The 25,933-nt window shown below is 42.2% G+C and carries 20 protein-coding genes, 1 tRNA gene and 2 rRNA genes; 3 read left to right on the forward strand and 20 right to left on the reverse strand.

What is annotated here, in order from left to right; all coding sequences use genetic code 11:
* Positions 1-14 precede the first annotated feature (14 nt).
* From SM122_RS04715 to SM122_RS04740, 6 genes are all read right to left on the reverse strand, one after another.
* Positions 15-2,918, reverse strand: a 23S ribosomal RNA gene (locus tag SM122_RS04715).
* Between the two features lie 123 nt (positions 2,919-3,041).
* A tRNA-Ala gene (locus SM122_RS04720) sits at positions 3,042-3,114 on the reverse strand.
* A 53-nt stretch (positions 3,115-3,167) separates the two neighbouring features.
* Positions 3,168-4,716, reverse strand: a 16S ribosomal RNA gene (locus SM122_RS04725).
* Together the 16S and 23S rRNA genes with 1 tRNA gene alongside form the textbook arrangement of a ribosomal RNA operon.
* A gap of 310 nt (positions 4,717-5,026) precedes the next feature.
* Positions 5,027-5,569, reverse strand: a complete 543-nt coding sequence (gene hpf, locus SM122_RS04730) for a ribosome hibernation-promoting factor, HPF/YfiA family (RefSeq protein ID WP_003010301.1) — start codon at positions 5,567-5,569, stop codon at positions 5,027-5,029.
* An 81-nt stretch (positions 5,570-5,650) separates the two neighbouring features.
* Positions 5,651-6,316, reverse strand: a complete 666-nt coding sequence (locus SM122_RS04735) for a ComF family protein (RefSeq protein ID WP_151191408.1) — start codon at positions 6,314-6,316, stop codon at positions 5,651-5,653.
* A complete protein-coding gene (locus tag SM122_RS04740; RefSeq protein WP_324737842.1) occupies positions 6,313-7,611 on the reverse strand; it encodes a DEAD/DEAH box helicase in 1,299 nt (432 codons plus the stop codon). Before SM122_RS04740 ends, SM122_RS04735 begins: the two co-directional genes overlap by 4 nt.
* A gap of 55 nt (positions 7,612-7,666) precedes the next feature.
* Between SM122_RS04740 and SM122_RS04745 the strand changes: the two genes are divergently transcribed.
* Both SM122_RS04745 and cysK read left to right on the forward strand, forming a co-directional pair.
* Positions 7,667-8,308, forward strand: coding sequence for a YigZ family protein (locus SM122_RS04745; protein WP_070589936.1), 642 nt, complete (start codon positions 7,667-7,669; stop codon positions 8,306-8,308).
* Between the two features lie 122 nt (positions 8,309-8,430).
* Positions 8,431-9,354, forward strand: a complete 924-nt coding sequence (gene cysK, locus SM122_RS04750; protein ID WP_223141298.1) for a cysteine synthase A — start codon at positions 8,431-8,433, stop codon at positions 9,352-9,354.
* Between the two features lie 49 nt (positions 9,355-9,403).
* On the opposite strand, the gene SM122_RS04755 is transcribed toward cysK, so the two are convergent.
* From SM122_RS04755 to SM122_RS04815, 13 genes are all read right to left on the reverse strand, one after another.
* Positions 9,404-9,769 carry a S1 RNA-binding domain-containing protein gene (locus SM122_RS04755; protein WP_049496180.1) on the reverse strand — a complete coding sequence of 122 codons (366 nt, stop codon included), beginning with the start codon at positions 9,767-9,769 and terminating at the stop codon, positions 9,404-9,406.
* A 1-nt stretch (position 9,770) separates the two neighbouring features.
* Positions 9,771-11,171, reverse strand: a complete 1,401-nt coding sequence (locus SM122_RS04760; RefSeq protein WP_324737843.1) for a bifunctional Cof-type HAD-IIB family hydrolase/peptidylprolyl isomerase — start codon at positions 11,169-11,171, stop codon at positions 9,771-9,773.
* A 44-nt stretch (positions 11,172-11,215) separates the two neighbouring features.
* Positions 11,216-11,848 carry a response regulator transcription factor gene (locus tag SM122_RS04765; protein WP_049473347.1) on the reverse strand — a complete coding sequence of 211 codons (633 nt, stop codon included), beginning with the start codon at positions 11,846-11,848 and terminating at the stop codon, positions 11,216-11,218.
* Entirely contained in the window at positions 11,845-12,861 is a 1,017-nt protein-coding gene (locus tag SM122_RS04770) for an envelope stress sensor histidine kinase LiaS (RefSeq protein WP_195529693.1), read from the reverse strand. The genes SM122_RS04765 and SM122_RS04770 overlap by 4 nt, the downstream gene beginning before the upstream one ends.
* Positions 12,858-13,553, reverse strand: a complete 696-nt coding sequence (gene liaF, locus SM122_RS04775) for a cell wall-active antibiotics response protein LiaF (protein ID WP_049483467.1) — start codon at positions 13,551-13,553, stop codon at positions 12,858-12,860. The genes SM122_RS04770 and liaF overlap by 4 nt, the downstream gene beginning before the upstream one ends.
* Before the next feature lie 119 nt (positions 13,554-13,672).
* Entirely contained in the window at positions 13,673-15,541 is a 1,869-nt protein-coding gene (gene pknB, locus SM122_RS04780; RefSeq protein ID WP_049473349.1) for a Stk1 family PASTA domain-containing Ser/Thr kinase, read from the reverse strand.
* Positions 15,538-16,278, reverse strand: coding sequence for a Stp1/IreP family PP2C-type Ser/Thr phosphatase (locus SM122_RS04785; protein WP_049474471.1), 741 nt, complete (start codon positions 16,276-16,278; stop codon positions 15,538-15,540). Before SM122_RS04785 ends, pknB begins: the two co-directional genes overlap by 4 nt.
* A gap of 21 nt (positions 16,279-16,299) precedes the next feature.
* Complete coding sequence (gene rsmB, locus SM122_RS04790; protein WP_049473351.1) at positions 16,300-17,613, reverse strand: 16S rRNA (cytosine(967)-C(5))-methyltransferase RsmB; 1,314 nt, start codon at positions 17,611-17,613, stop codon at positions 16,300-16,302.
* Positions 17,603-18,538: a methionyl-tRNA formyltransferase gene (gene fmt / locus SM122_RS04795; protein ID WP_324737844.1), complete on the reverse strand. Its 936-nt coding sequence runs from the start codon at positions 18,536-18,538 to the stop codon at positions 17,603-17,605. Before fmt ends, rsmB begins: the two co-directional genes overlap by 11 nt.
* 11 nt (positions 18,539-18,549) lie before the next feature.
* On the reverse strand, positions 18,550-20,958 hold the full coding sequence (locus SM122_RS04800; RefSeq protein WP_049486052.1) for a primosomal protein N': 2,409 nt from the start codon (positions 20,956-20,958) through the stop codon (positions 18,550-18,552).
* 63 nt (positions 20,959-21,021) lie between these two features.
* Entirely contained in the window at positions 21,022-21,336 is a 315-nt protein-coding gene (rpoZ, locus tag SM122_RS04805; protein WP_003010339.1) for a DNA-directed RNA polymerase subunit omega, read from the reverse strand.
* A 25-nt stretch (positions 21,337-21,361) separates the two neighbouring features.
* A complete protein-coding gene (gene gmk, locus SM122_RS04810; protein WP_049486051.1) occupies positions 21,362-21,994 on the reverse strand; it encodes a guanylate kinase in 633 nt (210 codons plus the stop codon).
* A 106-nt stretch (positions 21,995-22,100) separates the two neighbouring features.
* Complete coding sequence (locus SM122_RS04815) at positions 22,101-23,708, reverse strand: ribonuclease Y (RefSeq protein WP_049492366.1); 1,608 nt, start codon at positions 23,706-23,708, stop codon at positions 22,101-22,103.
* A 234-nt stretch (positions 23,709-23,942) separates the two neighbouring features.
* Here SM122_RS04815 and SM122_RS04820 point away from each other — a divergent pair, with 234 nt between their 5' ends.
* The gene (locus tag SM122_RS04820; RefSeq protein WP_061455957.1) at positions 23,943-24,425 is read left to right on the forward strand and encodes an S-ribosylhomocysteine lyase; all 483 of its coding nucleotides are present in this window, start codon (positions 23,943-23,945) and stop codon (positions 24,423-24,425) included.
* Between the two features lie 78 nt (positions 24,426-24,503).
* Here SM122_RS04820 and SM122_RS04825 read toward each other — a convergent pair whose 3' ends face one another.
* The gene (locus SM122_RS04825; RefSeq protein ID WP_195529695.1) at positions 24,504-25,928 is read right to left on the reverse strand and encodes a cell division site-positioning protein MapZ family protein; all 1,425 of its coding nucleotides are present in this window, start codon (positions 25,926-25,928) and stop codon (positions 24,504-24,506) included.
* Between the last annotated feature and the right edge of the window lie 5 nt (positions 25,929-25,933).

Raw genomic sequence — 25,933 nt, forward strand, 5'->3', positions numbered from 1 at the left:
TATCTTCTGACTCTTTGGATAAGTCCTCGAGCTATTAGTATTAGTCCGCTCCATTGCTCACACAACTTCCACTCCTAACCTATCTACCTGATCTTCTCTCAGGGCTCTTACTAACATATAGTTATGGGAAATCTCATCTTGAGGTGGGTTTCACACTTAGATGCTTTCAGCGTTTATCCCTTCCCTACATAGCTACCCAGCGATGCCTCTGGCGAGACAACTGGTACACCAGCGGTAAGTCCACTCTGGTCCTCTCGTACTAGGAGCAGATCCTCTCAAATTTCCTACGCCCGCGACGGATAGGGACCGAACTGTCTCACGACGTTCTGAACCCAGCTCGCGTGCCGCTTTAATGGGCGAACAGCCCAACCCTTGGGACCGACTACAGCCCCAGGATGCGACGAGCCGACATCGAGGTGCCAAACCTCCCCGTCGATGTGAACTCTTGGGGGAGATAAGCCTGTTATCCCCAGGGTAGCTTTTATCCGTTGAGCGATGGCCCTTCCATACGGAACCACCGGATCACTAAGCCCGACTTTCGTCCCTGCTCGAGTTGTAGCTCTCGCAGTCAAGCTCCCTTATACCTTTACACTCTGCGAATGATTTCCAACCATTCTGAGGGAACCTTTGGGCGCCTCCGTTACCTTTTAGGAGGCGACCGCCCCAGTCAAACTGCCCGTCAGACACTGTCTCCGTAGATGATGAACCTACCGGGTTAGAGTGGCCATAACACAAGGGTAGTATCCCAACAACGCCTCCATCGAAACTGGCGTCCCGATCTCAATGGCTCCTACCTATCCTGTACATGTGGCACAGACACTCAATATCAAACTGCAGTAAAGCTCCATGGGGTCTTTCCGTCCTGTCGCGGGTAACCTGCATCTTCACAGGTACTAAAATTTCACCGAGTCTCTCGTTGAGACAGTGCCCAAATCATTACGCCTTTCGTGCGGGTCGGAACTTACCCGACAAGGAATTTCGCTACCTTAGGACCGTTATAGTTACGGCCGCCGTTTACTGGGGCTTCAATTCATACCTTCGCGTTACCGCTAAGCACTCCTCTTAACCTTCCAGCACCGGGCAGGCGTCACCCCCTATACATCATCTTACGATTTAGCAGAGAGCTGTGTTTTTGATAAACAGTTGCTTGGGCCTATTCACTGCGGCTGACTGAAAGCCAGCACCCCTTCTCCCGAAGTTACGGGGTCATTTTGCCGAGTTCCTTAACGAGAGTTCTCTCGCTCACCTGAGGCTACTCGCCTCGACTACCTGTGTCGGTTTGCGGTACGGGTAGAGTATGTTTAAACGCTAGAAGCTTTTCTTGGCAGTGTGACGTCACTAACTTCGCTACTAAACTTCGCTCCCCATCACAGCTCAATGTTATAGAATTAAGCATTTAACTCAATTCACACCTCACTGCTTAGACGTGCACTTCCAGTCGCACGCTTTAGTTAGCCTACTGCGTCCCTCCTTCACTACATACTCTAGTACAGGAATATCAACCTGTTGTCCATCGGATACACCTTTCGGTCTCTCCTTAGGTCCCGACTAACCCAGGGCGGACGAGCCTTCCCCTGGAAACCTTAGTCTTACGGTGGACAGGATTCTCACCTGTCTTTCGCTACTCATACCGGCATTCTCACTTCTATGCGTTCCAGCGCTCCTCACGGTACACCTTCTCCACACATAGAACGCTCTCCTACCATACCTATAAAGGTATCCACAGCTTCGGTAAATTGTTTTAGCCCCGGTACATTTTCGGCGCAGGGTCACTCGACTAGTGAGCTATTACGCACTCTTTGAATGAATAGCTGCTTCTAAGCTAACATCCTAGTTGTCTGTGCAACCCCACATCCTTTTCCACTTAACAATTATTTTGGGACCTTAGCTGGTGGTCTGGGCTGTTTCCCTTTCGACTACGGATCTTAGCACTCGCAGTCTGACTGCCGACCATAATTCATTGGCATTCGGAGTTTATCTGAGATTGGTAATCCGGGATGGACCCCTCACCCAAACAGTGCTCTACCTCCAAGAATCTCTAATGTCGACGCTAGCCCTAAAGCTATTTCGGAGAGAACCAGCTATCTCCAAGTTCGTTTGGAATTTCTCCGCTACCCACAAGTCATCCAAGCACTTTTCAACGTGCCCTGGTTCGGTCCTCCAGTGAGTTTTACCTCACCTTCAACCTGCTCATGGGTAGGTCACATGGTTTCGGGTCTACGACATAATACTAAAGCGCCCTATTCAGACTCGGTTTCCCTGCGGCTCCGTCTCTTCAACTTAACCTCGCATCATATCGTAACTCGCCGGTTCATTCTACAAAAGGCACGCTCTCACCCATTAACGGGCTCGAACTTGTTGTAGGCACACGGTTTCAGGTTCTATTTCACTCCCCTCCCGGGGTGCTTTTCACCTTTCCCTCACGGTACTGGTTCACTATCGGTCACTAGAGAGTATTTAGGGTTGGGAGATGGTCCTCCCAGATTCCGACGGGATTTCTCGTGTCCCGCCGTACTCAGGATACTGCTAGGTATAAAGACTATTTCGAATACGAGGCTCTTACTCTCTTTGGCTGACCTTCCCATGTCATTCTTCTATACTCTTTAAGTCCACATTGCAGTCCTACAACCCCGAAGAGTAAACTCTTCGGTTTGCCCTCCTGCCGTTTCGCTCGCCGCTACTCAGGCAATCGCTTTTGCTTTCTCTTCCTACAGCTACTTAGATGTTTCAGTTCACTGCGTCTTCCTCTACCTATCCTTAACAGATAGGAGTACTAGCCATTAGCTAGTGGGTTCCCCCATTCGGACATCTCTGGATCGTCGCTTACTTACAGCTCCCCAAAGCATTTCGTCGTTTGTCACGTCCTTCTTCGGCTTCTAGTGCCAAGGCATCCACCGTGCGCCCTTATTAACTTAACCTTATTTTTGGTCTTACGACCTAAACTCTTTAAATATTTACAGCGTTTCGGTTTATTTTCTTGTTACTATTTGATATAGATATTCAATTTTCAATGTTCAATCTTAACACCCTTACAGTGTTAATGGAGCCTAGCGGGATCGAACCGCTGACCTCCTGCGTGCAAAGCAGGCGCTCTCCCAGCTGAGCTAAGGCCCCACAAGACCTCTCAAAACTAAACAAGACCAACGTACAGGTTTCCATTTCCTTAGAAAGGAGGTGATCCAGCCGCACCTTCCGATACGGCTACCTTGTTACGACTTCACCCCAATCATCTATCCCACCTTAGGCGGCTGGCTCCTAAAAGGTTACCTCACCGACTTCGGGTGTTACAAACTCTCGTGGTGTGACGGGCGGTGTGTACAAGGCCCGGGAACGTATTCACCGCGGCGTGCTGATCCGCGATTACTAGCGATTCCGACTTCATGTAGGCGAGTTGCAGCCTACAATCCGAACTGAGACTGGCTTTAAGAGATTAGCTTGCCGTCACCGACTCGCGACTCGTTGTACCAGCCATTGTAGCACGTGTGTAGCCCAGGTCATAAGGGGCATGATGATTTGACGTCATCCCCACCTTCCTCCGGTTTATTACCGGCAGTCTCGCTAGAGTGCCCAACTGAATGATGGCAACTAACAATAGGGGTTGCGCTCGTTGCGGGACTTAACCCAACATCTCACGACACGAGCTGACGACAACCATGCACCACCTGTCACCTCTGTCCCGAAGGAAAACTCTATCTCTAGAGCGGTCAGAGGGATGTCAAGACCTGGTAAGGTTCTTCGCGTTGCTTCGAATTAAACCACATGCTCCACCGCTTGTGCGGGCCCCCGTCAATTCCTTTGAGTTTCAACCTTGCGGTCGTACTCCCCAGGCGGAGTGCTTAATGCGTTAGCTGCGGCACTGAGTCCCGGAAAGGACCCAACACCTAGCACTCATCGTTTACGGCGTGGACTACCAGGGTATCTAATCCTGTTTGCTCCCCACGCTTTCGAGCCTCAGCGTCAGTTACAGACCAGAGAGCCGCTTTCGCCACCGGTGTTCCTCCATATATCTACGCATTTCACCGCTACACATGGAATTCCACTCTCCCCTTCTGCACTCAAGTTAAACAGTTTCCAAAGCGTACTATGGTTAAGCCACAGCCTTTAACTTCAGACTTATCTAACCGCCTGCGCTCGCTTTACGCCCAATAAATCCGGATAACGCTCGGGACCTACGTATTACCGCGGCTGCTGGCACGTAGTTAGCCGTCCCTTTCTGGTAAGTTACCGTCACAGTGTGAACTTTCCACTCTCACACTCGTTCTTCTCTTACAACAGAGCTTTACGATCCGAAAACCTTCTTCACTCACGCGGCGTTGCTCGGTCAGGGTTGCCCCCATTGCCGAAGATTCCCTACTGCTGCCTCCCGTAGGAGTCTGGGCCGTGTCTCAGTCCCAGTGTGGCCGATCACCCTCTCAGGTCGGCTATGTATCGTTGCCTTGGTGAGCCGTTACCTCACCAACTAGCTAATACAACGCAGGTCCATCTCTTAGTGATGCATTTGCACCTTTCAAATCAATATCATGCGATATCGTCTTTTATGCGGTATTAGCTATCGTTTCCAATAGTTATCCCCCGCTAAGAGGCAGGTTACCTACGCGTTACTCACCCGTTCGCAACTCATCCGCTCGGTGCAAGCACCAAGCTTCAGCGTTCTACTTGCATGTATTAGGCACGCCGCCAGCGTTCATCCTGAGCCAGGATCAAACTCTCTTTAAAATAATTGTTTGTCTTAAACTCATTCTGTCACTGACAGATTTATTGTTTTTTTATTGTTCAGTTACTATAACTTTCGTTATAGCGCCCTGCACATTGGTTCGTCTTGTTCAGTTTTCAAAGGTCTTTGTCGCTCTCGCGCGACAACTATATTAGTATATCATGACCTCTCCTTACTGTCAACACTTTTTTCCAAAAAATTTTATTTTTTTGAAAGTTTTTTTACTTTTTTGGTTTATATAAAAAAATCAGGAGCATAAATGCTCCTGATTCCTCTATAATTAATTGATGTTTTCGATCTCTTTTTTGATCTCTATTCTTTTACTTCCAATAGACCGATGTCTCCATCTTCTCTACGGTAGATCACATTTGTTGTGTTATCCTCTGCATCACGATAAATGAAGAAATCGTGTGCTAATAGATCCATTTGAAGGATCGCTTCATCTAAATCCATTGGTTCTAGATCAATTGTTTTTGAGCGAACAACTTTTTCTGTGGTTGCTGCTTCTTCTACAACTGCATCGGTAAACAATTTACCCGCACCAGATTTAATACGATTTTTCTTTTCGATTTTTGTTTTATTCTTACGAATTTGACGTTCAATTTTATCCACAACCAGATCAATTGAACCGTACATATCTTGAGAGACATCTTCTGCACGAAGTGTGATAGATCCAAGCGGAATGGTCACTTCTACTTTTGCGGTCTTTTCACGGTAAACTTTTAAGTTTACTCGAGCGTCTAGCTCTTGATCTGCCTGAAAATATTTTTCAATCTTTTCGAGTTTAGAAACGACATAGTCGCGAATGGCTTCTGTTACTTCTAGGTTTTCACCACGGATACTATATTTAATCATATTAGTACCTACTTTCTAAACATTATGTTTTTATTTATATGTATATTATAACGCTTTCATAAAGTTTTTGCAAATCTTTTTTTACCTTGCGATTGAAAATGTCTTTATTTCTTTCACACCTTTTTCAATTAGTAGGCGCTTCATTAATTCGATTGTTTTGCCCGTTGTGTAGATATCATCGAAGATTAGATATTTCTGCTTTCCTGAAATTTCTCCTTTTAATTGAAAGTGCTGAGAGGTTTTTAATCTTTCTTCTCTTGTTTTTTTTGATTGGGCTAAAGTGTCTTCTTTTTGGAAGACACTGCTGTACTTTATCTCTGCAAAATCTAGTATAGTCGATACTTGATTGAATCCTCTTTCCTGCCTTTTTTCATGGCTGATTGGAGTCGGTATTATCGTATAGCTTTTATACTTTTTCAAGGCTTTTTTGAGGTCACTTGCAAATACCATTCCTAATAAACGATCGCCTTCAAATTTATATCGCTTGAAATAGTCCTTCATTGCTGTATTATATCTATATAATGCTTCATGTTCGACCATATTCCCCTTTTGTATCCAGTATTCGCAATCTTTACATACTTTCTCCTCCTTATCTTTATAACATCTAGGACAATGGATTTCGCCAATTTGTTCGAAGTCTTCTTTGCATTCTTTACAAATCCATTCTTCTTGTTGATTCATAAAAATAAGGTCTGTGAAATGTTCACCAGTTTTCAACTCTTTAGTACAAAGCAAACATTCTTTCAAAATCCAGCCTCCTGATTCATTTCCTTTATTTCTTTGATCGCTTTCTTCATTTCTCGTGTTATGCTATCTGATAGAAAAAGTAGTTTACCTGTTGGTCTTTCTTTACTTCGACCGACCCTTCCTGAAATTTGTACGAGAGCACTTTTAGTAAATAATTTGTGATTGCTTTCTAAAACAAAAACATCTACAAGCGGAAAGGTCACTCCTCTTTCTAGAATGGTAGTTGAGACTAGTATTGTTTTTTCTTTATTTCTAAATTCTTCTACAATTCTCAAGCGATCCTGTGTCTGAGAGGATACAAAACCTACTGTTTCTTTTGGAAAGTATTTTTTTAAGTTCTCAGTGAATTGTTGTCCTAATTCTATTTCAGATACAAAGATTAACAATGGGTAGTGAGTCTGTCTTTGTTTCTTGATCAGTTGCAATAGTTGGTAAGGGATTCTTCCTTTTTCTATTTTTTCTCTAATTTTCGGCACCCATTTTATTTCAGGGACCACTAGTGGGTTCCCATGAAATCTTCTTGGAAGACTATAACGAATGATTTCTTTTTTCTTGACCTTTTTATCTAACTCATCTGTAGAGGTTGCTGTTAAATATAGGGTATTTCCCTCTTTTTTTATTGCATTCTGAGTTGCTTTATATAAGATTGGATTGTCCACATAGGGAAACGCATCTACTTCATCTATAATAAGGAGATCAAAGGCCTGATAAAACTTTAGCAATTGATGGGTTGTAGCGATCACCAAGGGTGTTCTAAAATAGGGTTCCGATTCTCCATGAAGTAAAGAGATGGGGCAGGAAAAATCTTCCTTCATCCTTCCGTACAGTTCGATACAGACATCGATTCTTGGGGTGGCAATACAGACTGCTTTTCCTGCCTTGATCGCTGTTGCTACAACCTGATACATCATTTCCGTTTTTCCAGCTCCTGTCACAGCATGTACCAAGGCATGTTTTCCCGCCTTAACTGCTTGGATGAGACCTTCGGATACCTCTTGTTGATAGGAAGTCAAGGTTCCCTTCCAGTTTAACACCTCCTGTCCTTCAAAGTCTTGCTGTGCAATAGTATAAAGTTTTTGATCACTCCGGATCCTCCCCAATTGGATACAGGCTCTACAATACAGTACCTCTTCACTCAACTTCCACAGTTTTTGATCAATCAAACTGCCACATCGAAAGCATTGGTACCTTCCATTCTGTTTTTCTATAGCGGGAAGTTCTTGGGCAATTTCTTTTAAATCATTTGTCATTTGACTCTCCGTTAAGAGTCTTCCATAAGATTCTTCTATCTTCATACTTATTAATTCGCAAAAGTTGGAGAAAATCATTCTTTTTTTGTAAAATAAGAATATGGAATATGTTACATTTAAAGAGAACGGCACTGTTCAAGAAGAAATCAAAAAATCAAAATTCATTTGTCATGTCAAGCGAGTCTCCTCTGAAGAGGAAGCTAGAGATTTTATCAATGCCATCAAAAAGGAACACTATAAGGCTACACATAACTGCTCTGCTTTCATCATTGGGGAACAAAGTGACATCAAACGGACCAGTGACGATGGAGAGCCTAGTGGAACCGCTGGGGTACCGATGTTAGGAGTTTTGGAGAATCATCGCATCACTAATAGTTGTGTCGTGGTTACCCGCTATTTCGGAGGTATTAAATTAGGCGCTGGCGGTCTGATTCGTGCTTATGCTGGAAGTGTTGCACAAGCAGTTCGAGAAATTGGACTGGTAGAAATCAAAGAGCAAGTGATTCTTGGGATCACACTTTCTTATTCCCAATACCAAGAGTTTGCTAATTTCTTAAAAGACCATCAATTGGCAGAACAAGATCCGATGTTCACAGATCAGGTGATGACAACTATTTTTGTAGATAAAGAAAACACAAGTTCTATCACAGCAGCTTTAGTCGAATTTTACAATGGCAAAGTCATTATTGAGGACCAAGGAATTCGTGAGGTTGAAGTACCCCTACTTTCTGTAGAAAAATAATTAAAATACTATCGGCAACGATAGTTTTTTTTTATCACACCCATAAAATTTCTATATTTTACATTCTTCTCGCAAGAGACTATACTTGTTAGTATCAAGAAAACCTAGAACTGAGGTATATTATGGCTATTTATGAAAATATTACAGAATTGATTGGGAACACTCCGATTGTCAAATTGAACCGTCTTGTTCCTGAAGGAGCTGCAGATGTCTATGTCAAACTCGAAGCCTTCAATCCTGGATCATCTGTTAAAGACCGGATTGCTTTGAGCATGATTGAAAAAGCTGAAGCGGATGGCTTGATCAAACCAGGTGATACCATTGTCGAAGCAACTAGTGGGAACACAGGGATTGGCTTGTCATGGGTCGGCGCAGCTAAAGGCTACAAAGTTGTGATTGTCATGCCTGAAACCATGAGTGTGGAACGTCGTAAAATCATCCAAGCCTATGGAGCTGAACTCGTTTTGACTCCTGGAAGTGAAGGAATGAAAGGCGCTATCGCTAAAGCTGAAGCAATCGCTGCAGAAAGAAATGGCTTCCTTCCTCTTCAATTTGAAAACCCTGCTAACCCAGAGGTACATGAAAGAACAACAGGACAAGAAATCGTTGATGCCTTTGGAAAAGATGGTTTAGATGCTTTTGTCGCAGGTGTTGGTACTGGTGGTACTGTTTCTGGTATTTCTCATACTTTGAAAAAGAATAATCCTGCTGTCAAAGTCTATGCCGTTGAGGCCAATGAATCCGCAGTCCTTTCTGGCGAAAAACCTGGACCACATAAAATCCAAGGGATTTCAGCTGGTTTTATCCCAAATACTTTAGACACTAATGCATATGATGGTGTTCGTCGCGTATCTTCAGAAGAAGCTTTCGAACTTGCACGCGCTATCGGTGGAACTGAAGGATTCTTAGTCGGTATCTCAAGCGCAGCTGCTATCTATGCTGCTATTGAAGTCGCAAAAGAATTAGGTAGCGGTAAAAAAGTTCTTGCCCTTGCACCAGATAATGGGGAACGTTACCTTTCCACTACTCTTTACGAATTTGAATAACTCACTATACCAAAAAACTTCGGTAGGTTTCATCAACCTATCGAAGTTTTTATTTTTTTTCTTGTTTGCTAAAGAATGCTTTTCCTTCTTTGACCCAGGTTGGCATCTGTTGAGCTAAGGGAGCAAAACCACTTTTGTTGCGGTCATTTGAAAAACGATGGTGTCGAATACTTCGTTGCGGCGTTTCTTCTAAGGTTCTCAAAGAAAGACTGGCTTTCTTAGAATATTCATCAACATCGATGACTTGGACAAAGACTTTCTCTCCAATCGAAAGAATATCATGAATATTACTTACATAGCCACTTCGAATCTCTGAGATATGAATCAAGCCTGTGACACCCGACTCTAGTTCAACAAAGGCTCCATAAGGTTGAATGCCTGTGATGGTTCCTTCTAACTTATCTCCAATTTTCATTTTAGTCCTCAATTTCGATGGTTTGAATCACGACATCTTCTACTGGCTTATCCATCATACCTGTCTCAACAGCCGCAATCTCATCCAACACAGCAAAAGAAGCTTCATCCATCAATTGTCCAAATACGGTATGGCGTTGATCTAGGTGAGGAGTTCCTCCTTCTGTCGTATAGATTTCAGCAATTTCTTCAGGCCAGCCACCGCGGACCAATTCCTTTTTCGAATATGGGAGATGTTGATTTTGTACAATAAAGAATTGGCTGCCATTTGTGTTTGGTCCAGCATTTGCCATTGAAAGGGCTCCGCGAATATTGTACAATTCTTTTGAAAACTCGTCTTCGAAGCTCTCCCCATAGATGGATTCACCACCCATACCTGTGCCTGTTGGATCTCCCCCTTGGATCATAAAATCTTTAATAATCCGGTGGAAAATGACACCATCATAATAGCCGGATTTAGCAAGAGCTACAAAGTTTGCAACTGTTTTTGGCGCTTGATCCGGGAACAATTGAATGTTCATCTCACCGTGATTGGTTTTGATCACAGCGACAGGACCGTCAACCGTAGCAAGTTCTAACTGTGGTAATGTCAATTCTTTTTCAACCATATTTAACTCCTCTAAGGCATAGAATATGCCATCTTCTTCTAAATTCTTAGTGATATAATCAGCTTTTTCTTGTAACTCTGGAGCAGATTTTCCCATTGCGATACTAATTCCAGCATAATCAAACAGTTCTAGATCATTTAATCCATCCCCAAATACTAAAACATTCTCTGGCTTCAAGCCCAAATGATTTACAAGATGAGAAACTCCTGAAGCTTTTGAAGCTTCAAAGCGAACAACATCTGACGAATGGGGATGCCACGAAACTAGGCGCAAATCCTCTTGCAAAGAAGGGGGCAACTCTAGCTCACTATCCTGTTCATCAAAGGTCCACATTTGGAAAATAGGTTCTTTCAGATGCAGATCTGGATCTACAGGTAAGTTGGGATAAATGATGTCAATAGCATCACTGATCAAGGGTGTCCGATTAGACAGGGCAGCTTGATGACTAGCCACTAACCCATAATCAATCTCGGATTTTTTGGCCCAATCTACAAAAGAAGAAACGATTGCTTCATTGATTGGTGATTGGTAGATCACAGTTCCTTTTGTATCTTCTATATAGGCACCGTTTAAGGTTACTAGAAAATCAGGCTTTAAGTCCATGATTTCAGGAACAACCCCAAAAATCCCTCTACCGGTTGCAATCCCTGTTCGAATTCCTTTTTCTTTCAACTGATGAAAGACTTCTTTGACAGATTCTGGGATCAATCCAGTTTCTTTTGCACGTAATGTATCATCAATATCAAAAAAGACGATTCTAACTTTTTTGGCTTTATAACGTAATTTTGCGTCCACTTGTCTCCCCCTTATGATCACGCTCTATTATAGCATGTTTCCTTTTAAAAATCTTCTTGATTCACCAGATGGTGTCGAAAGGCATAGACGACTGCTTGCGTCCGATCACTGACTTCTAATTTCGATAAGATGTTGGAGACATGGGTCTTCACTGTTTTTAAAGAAATGAAGAGTTCATCTGCTATTCGCTGATTTTCATATCCTTTCGTCAATAAAGCCAGAATATCTCGTTCTCTAGCTGTCAAATCATCATGCAATTCAGCATGGTTCTTTCGTGACTCAACTTTTTGACTAACTTCTGTCTCAATTGCAAATTCTCCCTTTGCAACCTTCCGGACAGCCTGTAAGATCTCAGTTGCTGACGAGGTCTTTAAAATATACCCTTTTGCACCGGCATCTAAGACAGGGTAAATCTTTTCGTTATCTAAATAAGACGTCAAAATGACAATTTTTGCTTCCGGCCACTCTTTTAGGATGGCTAGAGTCGCATCGATTCCATTTAGCTCTGGCATCACAATATCCATGATGATGACGTCTGGTCTTTCTTTCAACGCCAAGTCCACCCCTTCTTGCCCATTTTGTGCCTCTAAGACTTGCTCAATATCGGTTTGCATGGACAAAAAGCTTTTCAATCCCAATCGGACCATTTCATGATCATCTACTAATAATACTTTCATACAGTTTCCTTTTCATTTTTATCTTTTACAAGGAGGGGAACGCGAATATCTACAGCCACTCCCTTTTGAGGACTCGTTCTTATTTTAATGGTTCCCGCCATGTCTTCTACACGTTCTTGAATATTTTTCAACCCATAACTCAATCGTTCCAATTTTTCCTGCTCAAAGCCGATTCCATCATCTACCATCCGTAAATGAAGTTGTTTTCCTTCCTGATGCAAATAGACATCCATTTGTTGAGCTCTAGCGTGTTTTAAGGTATTGCTGACAATTTCTTGGACGATTCGAAATAGATGTTCTTCCATTTCTTTTGGAATGCTCACGTCATTATGATGGAAGACAACTGTTAGGTTACTCTTTTCCTTCAATTCTCTAAAAATCATCTCCATACCTTCTACCAAACTTTTTCCTTCCAATTCTGTAGGACGAAGATGTAGGAGCAAGACGCGTAAATCATTTTGGGCTGTACCTAGAATATCTGACACACCATTTAGTTGCTGCTGGATCTGACTTTTCTCTAACTCAAGGGCCTGTGCTGCCACTCCAGATAAAATCATATTGGCTGCAAACAATTCTTGACTAACCGTGTCATGTAGATCACGCGCAATTCTCTTACGCTCGATTTCCACAATTTCTTCTTCATTTCGCATCACACGATTTTCACTTTTTTGTAAATTTTCTTCTAGTCGAAGCAATTTGCTGTCCAATAAATCTAACTGTTGATTCAATTCTTTAGGGGCAATTTCTTTTCGCTGTGAAGCAGTCAAGATAGATTCTACCTTTTGTTGTACTGCATGGACCGTTACAAATTGCGTGATTTTGATAATTAAGATAACCAAAGCTGTTAATGCAAGCGTCAGACTAAAAACCAAAAATAGGAATGATTGAAGCAAGGAAAGATCTGAGAGAAGTTTGCCCCACTGAAAACCAACAAAATGGAAAATGGTATGACAAATGACCGCAACCACCATTAGGGAATAGAAATACAATAGGAGATAGTCTAATTTCTTCATGCGCGAATCACCTCAACATCCCCAACAATACCAACTAACACAATTTTTATAGAACGGTGCGATCTCCGATAATGTGCCGTTTCAATGTCTATGGTTTCATTCCTCATTTTACGGACAGGAAGATCTAAAAACTTCAGATCTCCATACAGGGTGTTAATTTGTAAATGCAATTCCAAATCAATCGGTAAGATAATTTTTGTATTTCCAAACCCTTTCCGAATGATCACTACATTGTCCCAATTGCAAATGGCTACCTCCTCTAAATGGAGGGTGTCATTTCCAAAAACTCGGATTACATTCAGATCTCGATACCCTCGACTTTGCTTTGAAAAATGTTGTAAATCACCAATCCATCGAGTTTTTTCCTGACGAATTTTCGTATCCTCTTCAACATCAAACACAACGGCTTTATTTTCCTTATACATATAAGGGTAAGCAATCAATAAACCATAAACCACCGCAAATAAAATGGCTGCAATCACAAAAGGATTCAGCATCACGATAAAAAACAATAGCACACTCAGCGCGATTAATAGAAAATTCGCTTTTTGTTTGCCAAAATAGTAATACAAAAGGAGCAAAAAGAGAACCATCAAGACAACAAATCTGGAAAAATCGATTGATAAAATGGTGATCGCTGCTAATGTTAACAAAACGGCTTCAACGAAAATAAAAATTTGTATTTTCCACATAGTCTACCTCATCTTTTCCTATTTTATCAAATTTTTCCTCATTTGACTTCCGTCTGTGGTTGGATAATAGCAGACAATCAAAAAGACCCAGAAATCCATCTGAGTCTTAGACTGATTTATTAATCTCCACTAGTTGCACTACTGCTTGAACTTTCTGTATCTGATCGTTCACCAGAGGATGAACTAGATGTATCAGAACTTGATGAGGCTTTCGTACTTGAAGAAGCTGTCACTTTAGGCTCATATACAGTCAAAACAATTCGTGTTCGGTTAATATCCACCGTACTCGAAACTTCTGGAGTTTGACTGACAATTTGACCTGCAGAAACAGATACTCCATCAGGGAGATGTTCTGTTTTTCTTAATTCGATATTGGCTTCTTTAATACCATAGATCTCAATCAAATTACTTCTAGCAAAATCATAAGTTGATCCAACATAGTTTGGCATTTCAATTGAAGTCGTTTCTTTCGCTACTTTCAAAACAATCTTAGTTTTTGAATTCAGAGAATATTGCTCTCCTGGAGCTGGAGTTTGTTCAAGAACTGTCCCTGCAGCATAATCGAAGGTCTCAACTTCTTCAATCGTGATCATTTTGCTTGATACTTTATAAGTATTTTTCAAATCTTCTTCTGCTTTTGCCCGTGTTTCACCCACGTAATTTGGCATTTCAAAGCTGTTTGGTCCTTTTGAAACAATCAAATCAATTCGACTTTGTTCTTTCTTTTGGGCCCCTGCATTTGGATTGGTTCGAATGACATAGCCTTCTGCAACCGAATCACTGTACTCTTCTTTCTCTTCACCGACTTGAAGGTCTTGTCCCTCAATAACCGCTCTAGCTTCGGCAATGGTTTTGCCGGAAACATCTGGAACGGTTTTATTGGCTGGGCTCATATACAACAAGAAAGTAAAGGCAGCAAGAACTAGGGCAATGGCAACAAACAAGACCTTGTAGCGCGCCCGCAAGCGTCTTCTTGGCTTTTTACTTGGTGCCATGGTCTGCTGGTCAGATAATGGTCGATTAGGATCTACCGAACTGATTTCACTGCGTACCTCAGAGATTGGAACAGGAGCCGTTTTTGGAGTTGGACTCACTTTTGGAAGAGTCTTTGTATCAGCTTTCGCTTGGTCTTCAAAAACCAGTTTTTTCTCATTTCTTCTCTCATAGGACAAGCAACTTGAAAGATCCACATACATCTCTGCCACTGATTTATAGCGATCCGTCAGTTTTTTAGCTGTCGCTTTGATCACTACATTTTCTAAAGCTTGTGGAACATTCTTATTTTCTTCACGAATAGATGGGAGTGGCTTTTGAAAATGCTGCAAAGCAATTGTGACTGCACTATCTCCATCATAAGGAATGTGTCCTGTCAACATCTCATAGAAAATGATTCCCATAGCGTAGATGTCACTTTGCACCGTAGCTTTTGAACCACGCGCCTGCTCAGGGGACAAATAATGAACCGACCCCAACATCGAGTTGGTCTGGGTCAAACTAGTCTCTGCAAAGGCCACTGCAATCCCAAAGTCTGAAACTTTTGCTGTTCCATCTGGTGTCAAGAGGACATTCTGTGGTTTTAAATCTCTATGGATAATGCCACGCGTATGGGCAAGACGCATAGCTAGAAGGATCTGCCCCATCAAACGAACAGCTTCTTCATTTGATAAAGGAGCATTTTCTTTGATATAGCGTTTCAAGTCTAAACCTGCAACATATTCCATTGCAAGGTATTGTTGTCCTTCTTCTTCGCCAATATCTGTAATCCGAACGATATTTGGATGGTCCAGCTCTGCCATCGCCTTTGCTTCACGCTGAAAACGCGCAACTGCAATGGGATCCGTCTGGTAATTCGTACGCAGTACCTTGACTGCAACTTCTTCCCCATCTAAAATCAAATCACGCGCAAGATAAACATCTGCCATCCCGCCGCGTCCAATTTGTTGGATGATTTTATATCGCCCGGCAAAAATTTTGCCGATTTGAATCATGCTGCGTCCTCCTCAGTAAAGTGGAGCAGTACAACAGTGATATTATCCAAGCCTCCAGCATTATTGGCAAAACGAATCAAGGTTTGAGCTTTTTCTTCCAGTGAAACATCACTCAAGACAATATCTCTGATTTCATCCGGGCCAATCATATTAGTTAAACCGTCACTATTGATCAAAATATAATCATCTGCTTCAACCGTCACCAAACCATAATCCGGCTCCAACTCATCTTTTTGGCCAATGGACTGAGTGATGATGTTACGTTGAGGATGATGGGCTGCTTCTTCCTCTGTGATTTGACCTGCTCGCAAAAGAGCATTTACAAGAGAATGATCACTGGTCAACTGCTGGTATTCGCCCTGACGAATGAGGCCAATCCGCGAATCTCCAACATGGGCATAAATCACTTGTCCTTCTACAAAAGCCAAAGCTTCCAGTGTAGTTCCCATTCCTTTGTGCTCATCATCTTGCCCAGCTAAATGGATCCGACGGTTCACAGCTTCTAAATGTTCTGCAAACCATTCCCGTACTTGATTAACCGTCTCGATCTCAGAAGAAACCCAAGCCGCACCTAGATCTGTGACTGCCATTTCACTAGCAATATTTCCGGCACGGTGTCCTCCCATACCATCAGCAAGTAAAACCATAGATTTTCCTGCCTTGTTTTTATATTGATTTGCATAGTCTTGGTTATTTGTCCGTCTTTGACCTACATCGGTTAAGATCGTCATATCCATACTGTCAGTTTCCTCCTGATATTATGAGATTCTCTTAAAACGACTGATAAAGAAGCCGTCGCTTCCATATAATTCGGGTGTAATAAGGATACAATCATTTTTAAGAATATCTTTTCTTTCGTGATCCAATGGGACTTGTTCGAAATTTGGATGGTTTTTCAAAAATTGGTCCACCACTTCAAAATTCTCTTTACCCATAATTGTACACGTACTGTACACTATTATACCACCTTTACGCACACTTTGACAAACACTATCCAGAATGGCCAATTGAATAGCTTGTAAAGATACAAAATCTGCACTCTCTTTATTGTACTTGATATCAGGCTTTCTCCGGATCAAACCAATCCCTGAACAAGGCGCATCCACCAAAATTTTATCGAAAGCATCAGGTCCAAATGTTTCAAAGACTTTTGTCGCATCTAACTTCTTTGTCAAAATTTTGTCCGCAACATGGAGCCGATTAGCATTTTCTTGAATCAATTTGAGCTTATGGTCATAGAGATCCAAGGCTGTGACTTTCCCAGTTGTGAGATAAGAAGCCAGGTGAGTCGTCTTTCCACCTGGCGCCGCACAGGCATCTAAAACCCACTCATCTCCTTGCAAATCCAAAGCCGGTGCCACCAATTGACTGGACTCGTCTTGAATAGTAATGCGCCCTTCTTTGAACAAGGAATGCGCTGCAAAATGTCCCTGTTCTTTCACGAGAGCGGACGGAGCAAGTAGAGAGGAGGTTGCTTCGAGTAGCTGAGCCAACTCTTCTTTTTCGTCTAGATCAATCACACGAATACTGGATTTATTACGCTGATAGAGACTCTTAAAAATAGCGCAAGCACGTTCCTCACCGTATTCTTCGATCAATGCTTTGACCAACCATACAGGTAGGGAATACTCTACCGAATAACGTTTGTTCTTTCGCTTGATCGTATCAATAGCTGGTAGTCCCTCGCGGAGGAGCTTTCTAAGAATAGCATTGACAAACTTCTCACTGCCTTCTTTACGACGTTTTGCTATCCGGACAGCTTCATTGACGATGGCATGATCGGGAATGCGGTCTAAATAGACAAGTTGATACAAACTCATCATCAAAAGATAATAGAGCCAAGGATCTAATTTCGTCCGGTCTTCAATTACGTGGGCGAGATACCACTCGAGTGTTATCTTCCGTGCTACAGTACCGTATACAACTTCCGTAACAAAGCTTCTATCTTTATCTGAAAGTTGAGAGTGTTCTAGCGCTTGATTTAGTGCAATATTAGAATAAGCCCCCTGTTCAAAAACCTCTTCTAATACTCGAACGATCTGTTCACGCGCATTCATTTGTTTAACTTCCAAAGTGATCTCCTACTTTCAATTGACGGCCAGCGCCATTCAAAAAGTCTGTGATGGACATTTTTGGTTTTCCTGCTGGCTGCACAACTTTAAGGGACAATGCGCCTTCTCCTGCAGCGACCAGCAACTCTTTTTTGGTCAAAGCAATCACTTCTCCTGGATTTCCATTTCCTTCGCATAGTTCAGCTTCATAGACTTTTAAGCGTTGACCATTTAATAACGTATGAGCGACCGGCCAAGGATTCATTCCCCGAATCTGGTTAAAGACTTGGCGATTGGTTTTTGTCCAGTCCAAAACCTCTTCTTCCGGTAAAATATTCGGTGAAAATGTGACCAAACTTGGATCTTGTGGACATGGCTTGATCTCCCCTGCCAGGTAAGCTGGCAAAGTATCTAGGAGTAAGTCACGTCCAAGGACTGCCAATTTTTCAAACAAAGTTCCCACATTGTCCTCATCTAAAATTGGGAGAGAACGAGCTGCAATCATGTCTCCGGCATCCATTTCCTTGACCATTTCCATAATTGTAACCCCAGCTTCTTCGTCACCATTGATCAGGGCATAGTGAATGGGAGCTCCACCTCTATATTTAGGTAATAAAGACGCGTGGACATTCACCGCAAACTGAAAGTTCTCCAACAATTTTGTCGGTAAAAATTGTCCAAAAGCAGCGGTCACAATTCCATCTGCATCCAGTGATAAGAGAGTTTCCATTTCTGGACTACCCGATAATTTCTCCGGCTGAAGAACCGGTAGTTGATATTCCAAAGCTACCTGCTTCACCGGGGTCATTCGAATCTCTTTTTTGCGACCTACTTTGCGGTCTGGTTGAGTCACAACTGCCAAAATTTCATAGCGCGAATCTGCTAACAATCCCTTTAAAACCGTCGCTGAAAAATCAGGCGTTCCCATAAAAATTAATTTTGTCATTTCTTTCTTCCTTACATAAAACTTTGAGGTTCATTATCAATACTGACACGTAAATCTTGGTTGCCTCTTTCTTGTGTAAATTCTAAGATTTGATTCAAGACCTGTGTCATGCCTTCTTCAAAACGATATTTCACAATGATTTGATAATGATACAAATTATGTGTGCGTGCAATTGGTTTAGGTGTTGGTCCTAAGATTTGGACCTGATCAGATAAGCCAGATCGGAGAATTTCCATGACCTGATGTGACTTCTCCATCACCATTTCCTCACTCTTATGGGATAGGGTTAACCCAACTGTGAAGTAATAAGGTGTATAGCCTAACTGCCGGCGAATCTGCATTTCATAGGCAAAAAAGCCTTCATAATCTTGGTCTTTGGCAAATCGAATCGCATAATGATTGGGGTTGTAGCTTTGAATGATAACCTCTCCTTCTTTCTCTGCTCGTCCGGCCCTTCCTGCCACCTGAGTCAAGAGTTGAAAGGTTCTCTCAGAGGATCGATAATCCGGTAAATTTAAAGAAGTATCCGCATTCAAGACACCCACTAACGTCACATTTGGAAAATCCAACCCCTTCGCAATCATTTGCGTCCCTAACAAAATATCCGCTTCTCCATTCCCGAAAGCATCTAATATCGCTGCGTGGCTCCCTTTTTTTCGAGTGGTATCCACATCCATGCGCAGAATTTTAGCTTCAGGAAAGATCTCTTGTAATTCATTATAGGCTTTTTGCGTTCCTGTCCCGTAATAACGAATGGAAGGACTTTGGCAATTTGGACAGTGTCGAGGAATCGCTTTGCTATAGCCACAATAATGACAGTTCATGGTTTTAGTATCCATGTGGAGGGTCAGTGAGATATCACAATTGGGACAAGTATCTACAGTTCCACACTCGCGACACATGACAAAGCTGGAATAACCACGGCGGTTCAACATCAAGACAACCTGCTCTTTTTTCTGCAAGCGATCAGCAATAGCTTCCACTAGAACCGGAGTGAAGTTACCAGCTTCATTTTGACCAATATAATCACGAAAATCAACGACTTTAACTTCTGGAATTTTGGCTGCCGGATTGGCCCGTTGGGTGAGACGAATTAATTCATAAACCCCTTTTGTTGCACGAGCCCGCGATTCTAAACTTGGTGTAGCAGATCCAAGAAGCAAAACTGCTTGATTGTACTGAGCTCTTAAGACCGCGACTTCCCTTGCGTGGTAGCGTGGGTTACTATCTTGTTTGTAGGAAGCCTCGTGCTCTTCATCAATGATGATGGCTCCGATGTTTTTTAAAGGGGCAAAGATGGCTGAGCGCGCTCCAACGACTACCTTAGCCTCCCCACGTTCAACTTTCCGCCATTGATCATACTTCTCACCGTTTGATAAACCCGAGTGCAGAATGGCTACTTCCTGGCCAAAACGCGAGATAAAACGATCCGTCATCTGTGGCGTCAGGGAAATCTCAGGGACCAACATAATAGCCGTTTTCCCCTTATTTAGAACTTCCTGAATAATCTGCAGATAAACTTCTGTTTTCCCGCTTCCAGTCACACCTTCTAATAAAAAAGGCTTTGATATTTTCCCAATTTGAGAAACTACTGTTTCGACAGCTTTTGCTTGCTCTGAATTTAAAAGCAGGGCCTGGGTCTGTTCTTTTCCTTCATAATATGCAGCCGCCCGATTCACTTCTCGTTCTGTAATTTCTAAAACACCCTGATCAATAAAATAAGCCACTACTTCTCGTGAAAAATCCTGATACAATCCTGCTAAGGGTTGCTCCCCTTGCTCTAGTAACAGGCGCTCTTTCAATGCTAGCCTTTTTTTAGCTCTCGCTGATGGTTGAAGTTCTTTTAATCCTTCCTGGTTAACGCGATACCATTTTTCTGTTTTAATTTGTTTCTTATCCTTGGCCTTGTATTCAAGTACCAAATCTCCTTTTCTGACCAACCGCATCACTTGGGCTTGATCGGCTGCATCTAGAGAAGAAAAAGAAACTTCATTTTTTGCACCAAAAAGTTTTATTTTGAGAGTGGGATCTAAAGAAGGTTGAGGATACAAAATCTTATCATAACTCGAATTGAGGAGAGAAGGAAGCATGGTTTTTAAAATCGTGATCTTATAAGAAAAAACACTTTTTCGTAATTGATCCGCCAACCAAAACTGCTCTTGATTTAAGACCGGAGTGTAATCCAAGATCTCCACAATCGCTTTCAATTCCTCGCTTGTGTCTGCCTCTTCTAAAACATCTACCACAATCCCTTGAATGAGGCGATTCCCTTTACCAAAGGGGACATGAACTCGCATACCTGCCTCCACCATATCCTCAAATTCTGATGGGATCTGATAAGAATAGGGTTTATCTGTCTGCATCAATGGGACATCTACGATGACTTTTGCTATCACTTTTTCACCTCCAGCCTCTATCATATGAGCTTTACTTTATCACGGAACCCTTTAAATAGCAAAAAATAAGATTGAGAAGCCCCAACCTTAAATTTTTTCACCATCTTCTTTTTCTTTGGCAATTTGTTCCTTAATTTTGCGCTCTTCTTCTTCTTTGCGAATCCGCTCTGCTTCAATCCGACGACGAAGCGCTTCACGTTTTGCTTCTGGATCCGGGTGAACAACTACGTTTCCAGACTCGATTTCTTCAAGCGCTTGTAATGTTGATTTAACTGATTGGAATTCTTGAGTTGGTACTGCACCACTTTCCAATTCGTGGGCCCGTTTTGCCTCAAGAATGACCAATGAATATTTTGATGGTACTTTGTCAAGCAATGTATCAATAGAAGGTTTTAACATCATATTCCTATACCTAATTTCTAATTATTTATCTCTTCACAATAGTTTGTGTTTTTGGTAACATATCCAGATAATGGCCAATGACACGGTCTACACGGAAATGCTCTGCTTCGATCACACGTTTGACACGCTCAGCAGCAAGAGGAACCTCGTCGTTCACAATGGCGTAGTCATATTCACGCATCATGGCGATTTCTTCTTTTGCTTTTTCAATCCGTTGCGCAATAACTTCTGCACTATCTGTCCCGCGACCCACTAATCGATCTTGCAATTCATCCAAATCAGGCGGAGTTAAGAAAATAAAAACTGCATCTGGAACTTTCTTCTTTACTTGAAGGGCACCCTGAACTTCAATTTCAAGGAATACATCGATTCCCTTGTCCAAGGTTTCATTCACATAGGTTAAAGGAGTCCCATAGTAATTTCCAACGTACTCAGCGTACTCCAACATTTGCCCTTGAAGGATCAAATCTTCAAATTCTTCACGTGTACGGAAAAAATAGTCGACACCATCCACTTCACCTGGACGTTGTGCACGCGTCGTCATCGATACAGAATACTGAAACTGATTGTCCGAATTTTCAAAAATTTCTCGTCTGACCGTTCCTTTTCCAACCCCCGAAGGGCCAGAAAATACGATTAATAAGCCACGATCCGCCATGATTTCTCCTTCAATGTCTTTCTATCTAGTGTAACAAAAATCGGCCTAATTTTCAACTGATTTTTTCATTCAAAAAGCTTGAGATGCTAGATCTCAAGCTTTTTGTTTATTTTGCGTAATCGACTGCACGCAATTCTCGAATCACGGTAACCTTAATGTTTCCAGGATACTCAAGATTAGACTCGATCTTCTCACGAATATCATGAGCCAAGATCGTCACTTTATCATCCTTGATTGCCTCAGGGCTAACCATAATACGGATTTCACGACCCGCTTGAAGGGCGAAACTTGTCTTAACTCCTTCAAAACTATTTGCAATTTCTTCAAGATCTTGCAAGCGTTTGATGTAGCTTTCAAGTGACTCACTTCGTGCTCCAGGTCGAGCTGCACTCAAGGCATCAGCTGCAGCGACAATGACTGCGATGACACTTTCTGGTTCCACGTCACCATGGTGGCTGGCAATAGTATTGACAACCACTGGATGTTCCTTGTACTTCCGTGCCAATTCAGTTCCAATCTCGACGTGACTTCCTTCCACTTCACGGTCAATCGCTTTTCCGATATCATGTAAGAATCCTGCACGTCGTGCCAAGGTAGCATTTTCACCCAACTCGCTAGCAATAATACCAGAAAGTTTGGCAACTTCAATGGAGTGACGCAAAACGTTTTGACCATAAGAAGTACGGAATTGCAACCGTCCCATGATTTTCATCAAATCTGGATGGAGGTTTGGCGCACCAATTTCATAGGCAGCCGCCTCACCGTATTCACGAATACGATTGTCAATTTCCTGACGGTTCTTCTCAACCAGCTCTTCGATACGGGCTGGATGGATCCGACCATCTTTGAGAAGGCTCTCCATTGTCATGCGGGCAATTTCACGACGAATCGGATCAAACCCTGACAAGGTCACCACTTCAGGCGTATCATCAATAATCACATCGACACCTGTCAAGCTCTCAAAGGTACGAATGTTGCGACCTTCACGACCAATAATCCGACCCTTCATACTATCGTCTGGCAAATGAACGGTTGAGTTTGTTTGCTCAGCAACAAAATCACCCGCCATTCGCTGCATAGCTTGCACGAGAATGTCTTTTGCGATTTTATCAGAACGTTCTTTCACTTCCAATTCAGCATCACGAATCCGTGAGGCAATTTCTTTTGAAAGTTGCTCTTCCGTCTGACTCAAAATAATGTCACGCGCTTCTCCTTGACTTAGAGCAGCGACACGTTCCAGTTCTTCTACTTTCTTGTGTTCAAGCTCTTCCAGCTGTTGTTCACGCGCATCAATGTGTTTAGTTCTATCTGTAAGACTTTGCTCTTTGTGTTCAAGAGACTGTTCTTTGCTTGTTAAAATGTCGTCTTTGCGATCAAGATTGCTAGCACGTTCTGCCAAACGGCTTTCTAATTGCTTCAATTCTTGTCGTTCTGACTTAAACTCAGCATCGACCTCTTCACGATATTTTCTGGCTTCTTCCTTTGCCTCCAAAAGTGCTTCTTTTTTAAGTGAACTTGACTCATGCTTCGCCTCTTTTAAAATCAAATCGGCTTCGCGTTCAGCCTGTCCACGTAAATTCGTTGCTTCTTGTTCAGCATTCAAAAGGGTGAGTTCCGCAGCCTCTTTTGAAGCTTTCATTTTAAGAGCAGTTCCCACATATCCAATGACTAAACCAATGACCGCGGCAAAAACACCTGTAATAACAAAATTCATGCTTTTACCCCAAATCTATTTAATTAGTTGAATTAAAAATTCTTTTACATTTTACCATAAATTACTAAAATTAACAATCTAAAAAAACAGGAAAAACCTTTTATATTTTTGCTTAACGCTTATTCTTTTATCGTCTTTTCTTTCATGGAACATCTGTGAGGAATTCATTTATTTCCACTTTGTTGAATCTGCTTTTTTATGCTATAATCAAGAAAAACAAAGAAGGATTTGAGTATGACAAAAGAAGTAATTGTTGAAAGTTTTGAATTGGACCACACGGCGGTGAAGGCTCCCTATGTACGCTTGATTGGGGAAGAAACTGGACCCAAAGGAGACATCATCTCTAACTTCGATATTCGTCTGGTGCAACCCAATGAAAATGCGATTCCAACTGCAGGGCTCCACACGATCGAGCACCTTCTTGCGATGCTTATTCGCAAACGCATCGATGGTATGATTGATTGTTCCCCATTTGGATGTCGCACCGGTTTTCATATGATCATGTGGGGACAGCATTCGAGTACGGAAATTGCTAAAGTGATTAAAGAATCTTTAGAAGAAATTTCATCAGTCAGCACTTGGGAGGATGTCCCAGGCACAACCATTGAGTCTTGTGGAAATTACAAGGACCACAGCCTCTTCTCAGCCAAAGAATGGTGTCGCTTGATTCTAGACCAAGGAATTTCTGACGATCCGTTTGAACGTCATCTTGTTTAAGACTAAAAAAAGGATGAACCTCTGGTTCATCCTTTTTTATTGTCATTTTTTCCCAGAAATGGTATGTCTGATCAAGCATTAATAATCCAGAGCATCTGAATGACCTTTTCCGTTTCCTACGAAATAACCCGTTTTGGCATTGATACTAAAGAGATAGGTTCCATCTGGTTTGAAGAGGTTGTAATAGCCATTACCGTTAATGATATTGACACGCTCTAAAATGTATTGATTGCCAGTGATATGTCCACGTTTACGAGCAATATTCAATACTTTTTCAAGGATCCCATCACCAAATACCCAAGCTGGGTTATTGACATCATTGATAGCTGCTTGGTTATATGGCACACGACTCAAGTTCCGCTGAAGTGGGACACCATCGCTTGGAAGACCGTACCCTGAATAACCTGGACTTGCCGTTCCTGCACCACCTGTAGCAGCATTGACGGCTGGGGCCGTAGGCGTTGCTACTTGAGCCGGGGCTGGAGTTGCATTAGAAGTATCTGTACCTCCTGTTCCAGTTACTGGTGCCGGTGTCGCAACTTGTTGTGAACGTCCTTGCGAAACCGCTTCATTCAATAAGCTATCTAATTTTTCATTGCCTGTCTTTGTTTCTGCAAAGGTCGCATCACTTTTCGCTTTGGCAGTTGCATCAAGAACTCCATCTTTGATGACTGGAGAACTAAATTGAGAATTCACTTTTTGAATAGCAGAAACTTGCTTCACAAGGTCTTCATATTTTGTTTTAGCCGCATTATAATCACTGCTTCCTTCTAATTTGTCCAGCAGTTTCTTCAGATTTTCCAAGTCTCCGAATTTATCATTTTTAAGAGCACTTTTTGATTCATCTACAAAAAAGGCATCGTAGGCTTTGGTAAACTCTTCTAGTTTTTGAGCTTGTGTTTCACTGCTACTTGATTTAGAAGTAGAAGATGACTTGCTAGATGAAGACGATACAACTGTGGTACCACCAGATTTTCCACGACTGTGCATCCAGTTATAGGTCACAAAAATGGCCGAACCGACAATCGCAAGACCTAATGCAGAGTATAGAATCGCTTTGATTCGTTTACCCGCATTGCTTGGTGTTTCCTCAGGAAGTTCCTCAGCTTCTACAATTGGTTCAGTTGGTGTGGGGCCAAATTTAATCTTAGCTGGTAATTCTGTTGAGATAGCATCCATTTCAGGTCTTTGTTCCAAGACCGTTTCCGTTACTTCCGGTGCATCCACTGCTTCAGCTACTTCAGCAACTGTTTCTGTAGCTGCCAACTCTTCAGCTTTAGCCAATTCTTCTTTGGCCAAAATTTTTGTATCGTATTTTTCAGCTTCAATTTCAGCTCGGTGTTGTTTGATGTATTTGTCTAAGACATTATCACCTTCCGTTACACCTGCTTCGATTTCTTCTGCCTTTCGATTGGCCTGCCCAATCGTCATCTCTTTAGCATCTTCAAACTCTAAAATTGATTCTGTTTCTTGCTCTAATGGCTTTTTATCCTTCTCTGTCATAAAAA

Source organism: Streptococcus gingivalis, assembly GCF_035544715.1.
GTDB lineage: Bacteria > Bacillota > Bacilli > Lactobacillales > Streptococcaceae > Streptococcus > Streptococcus gingivalis.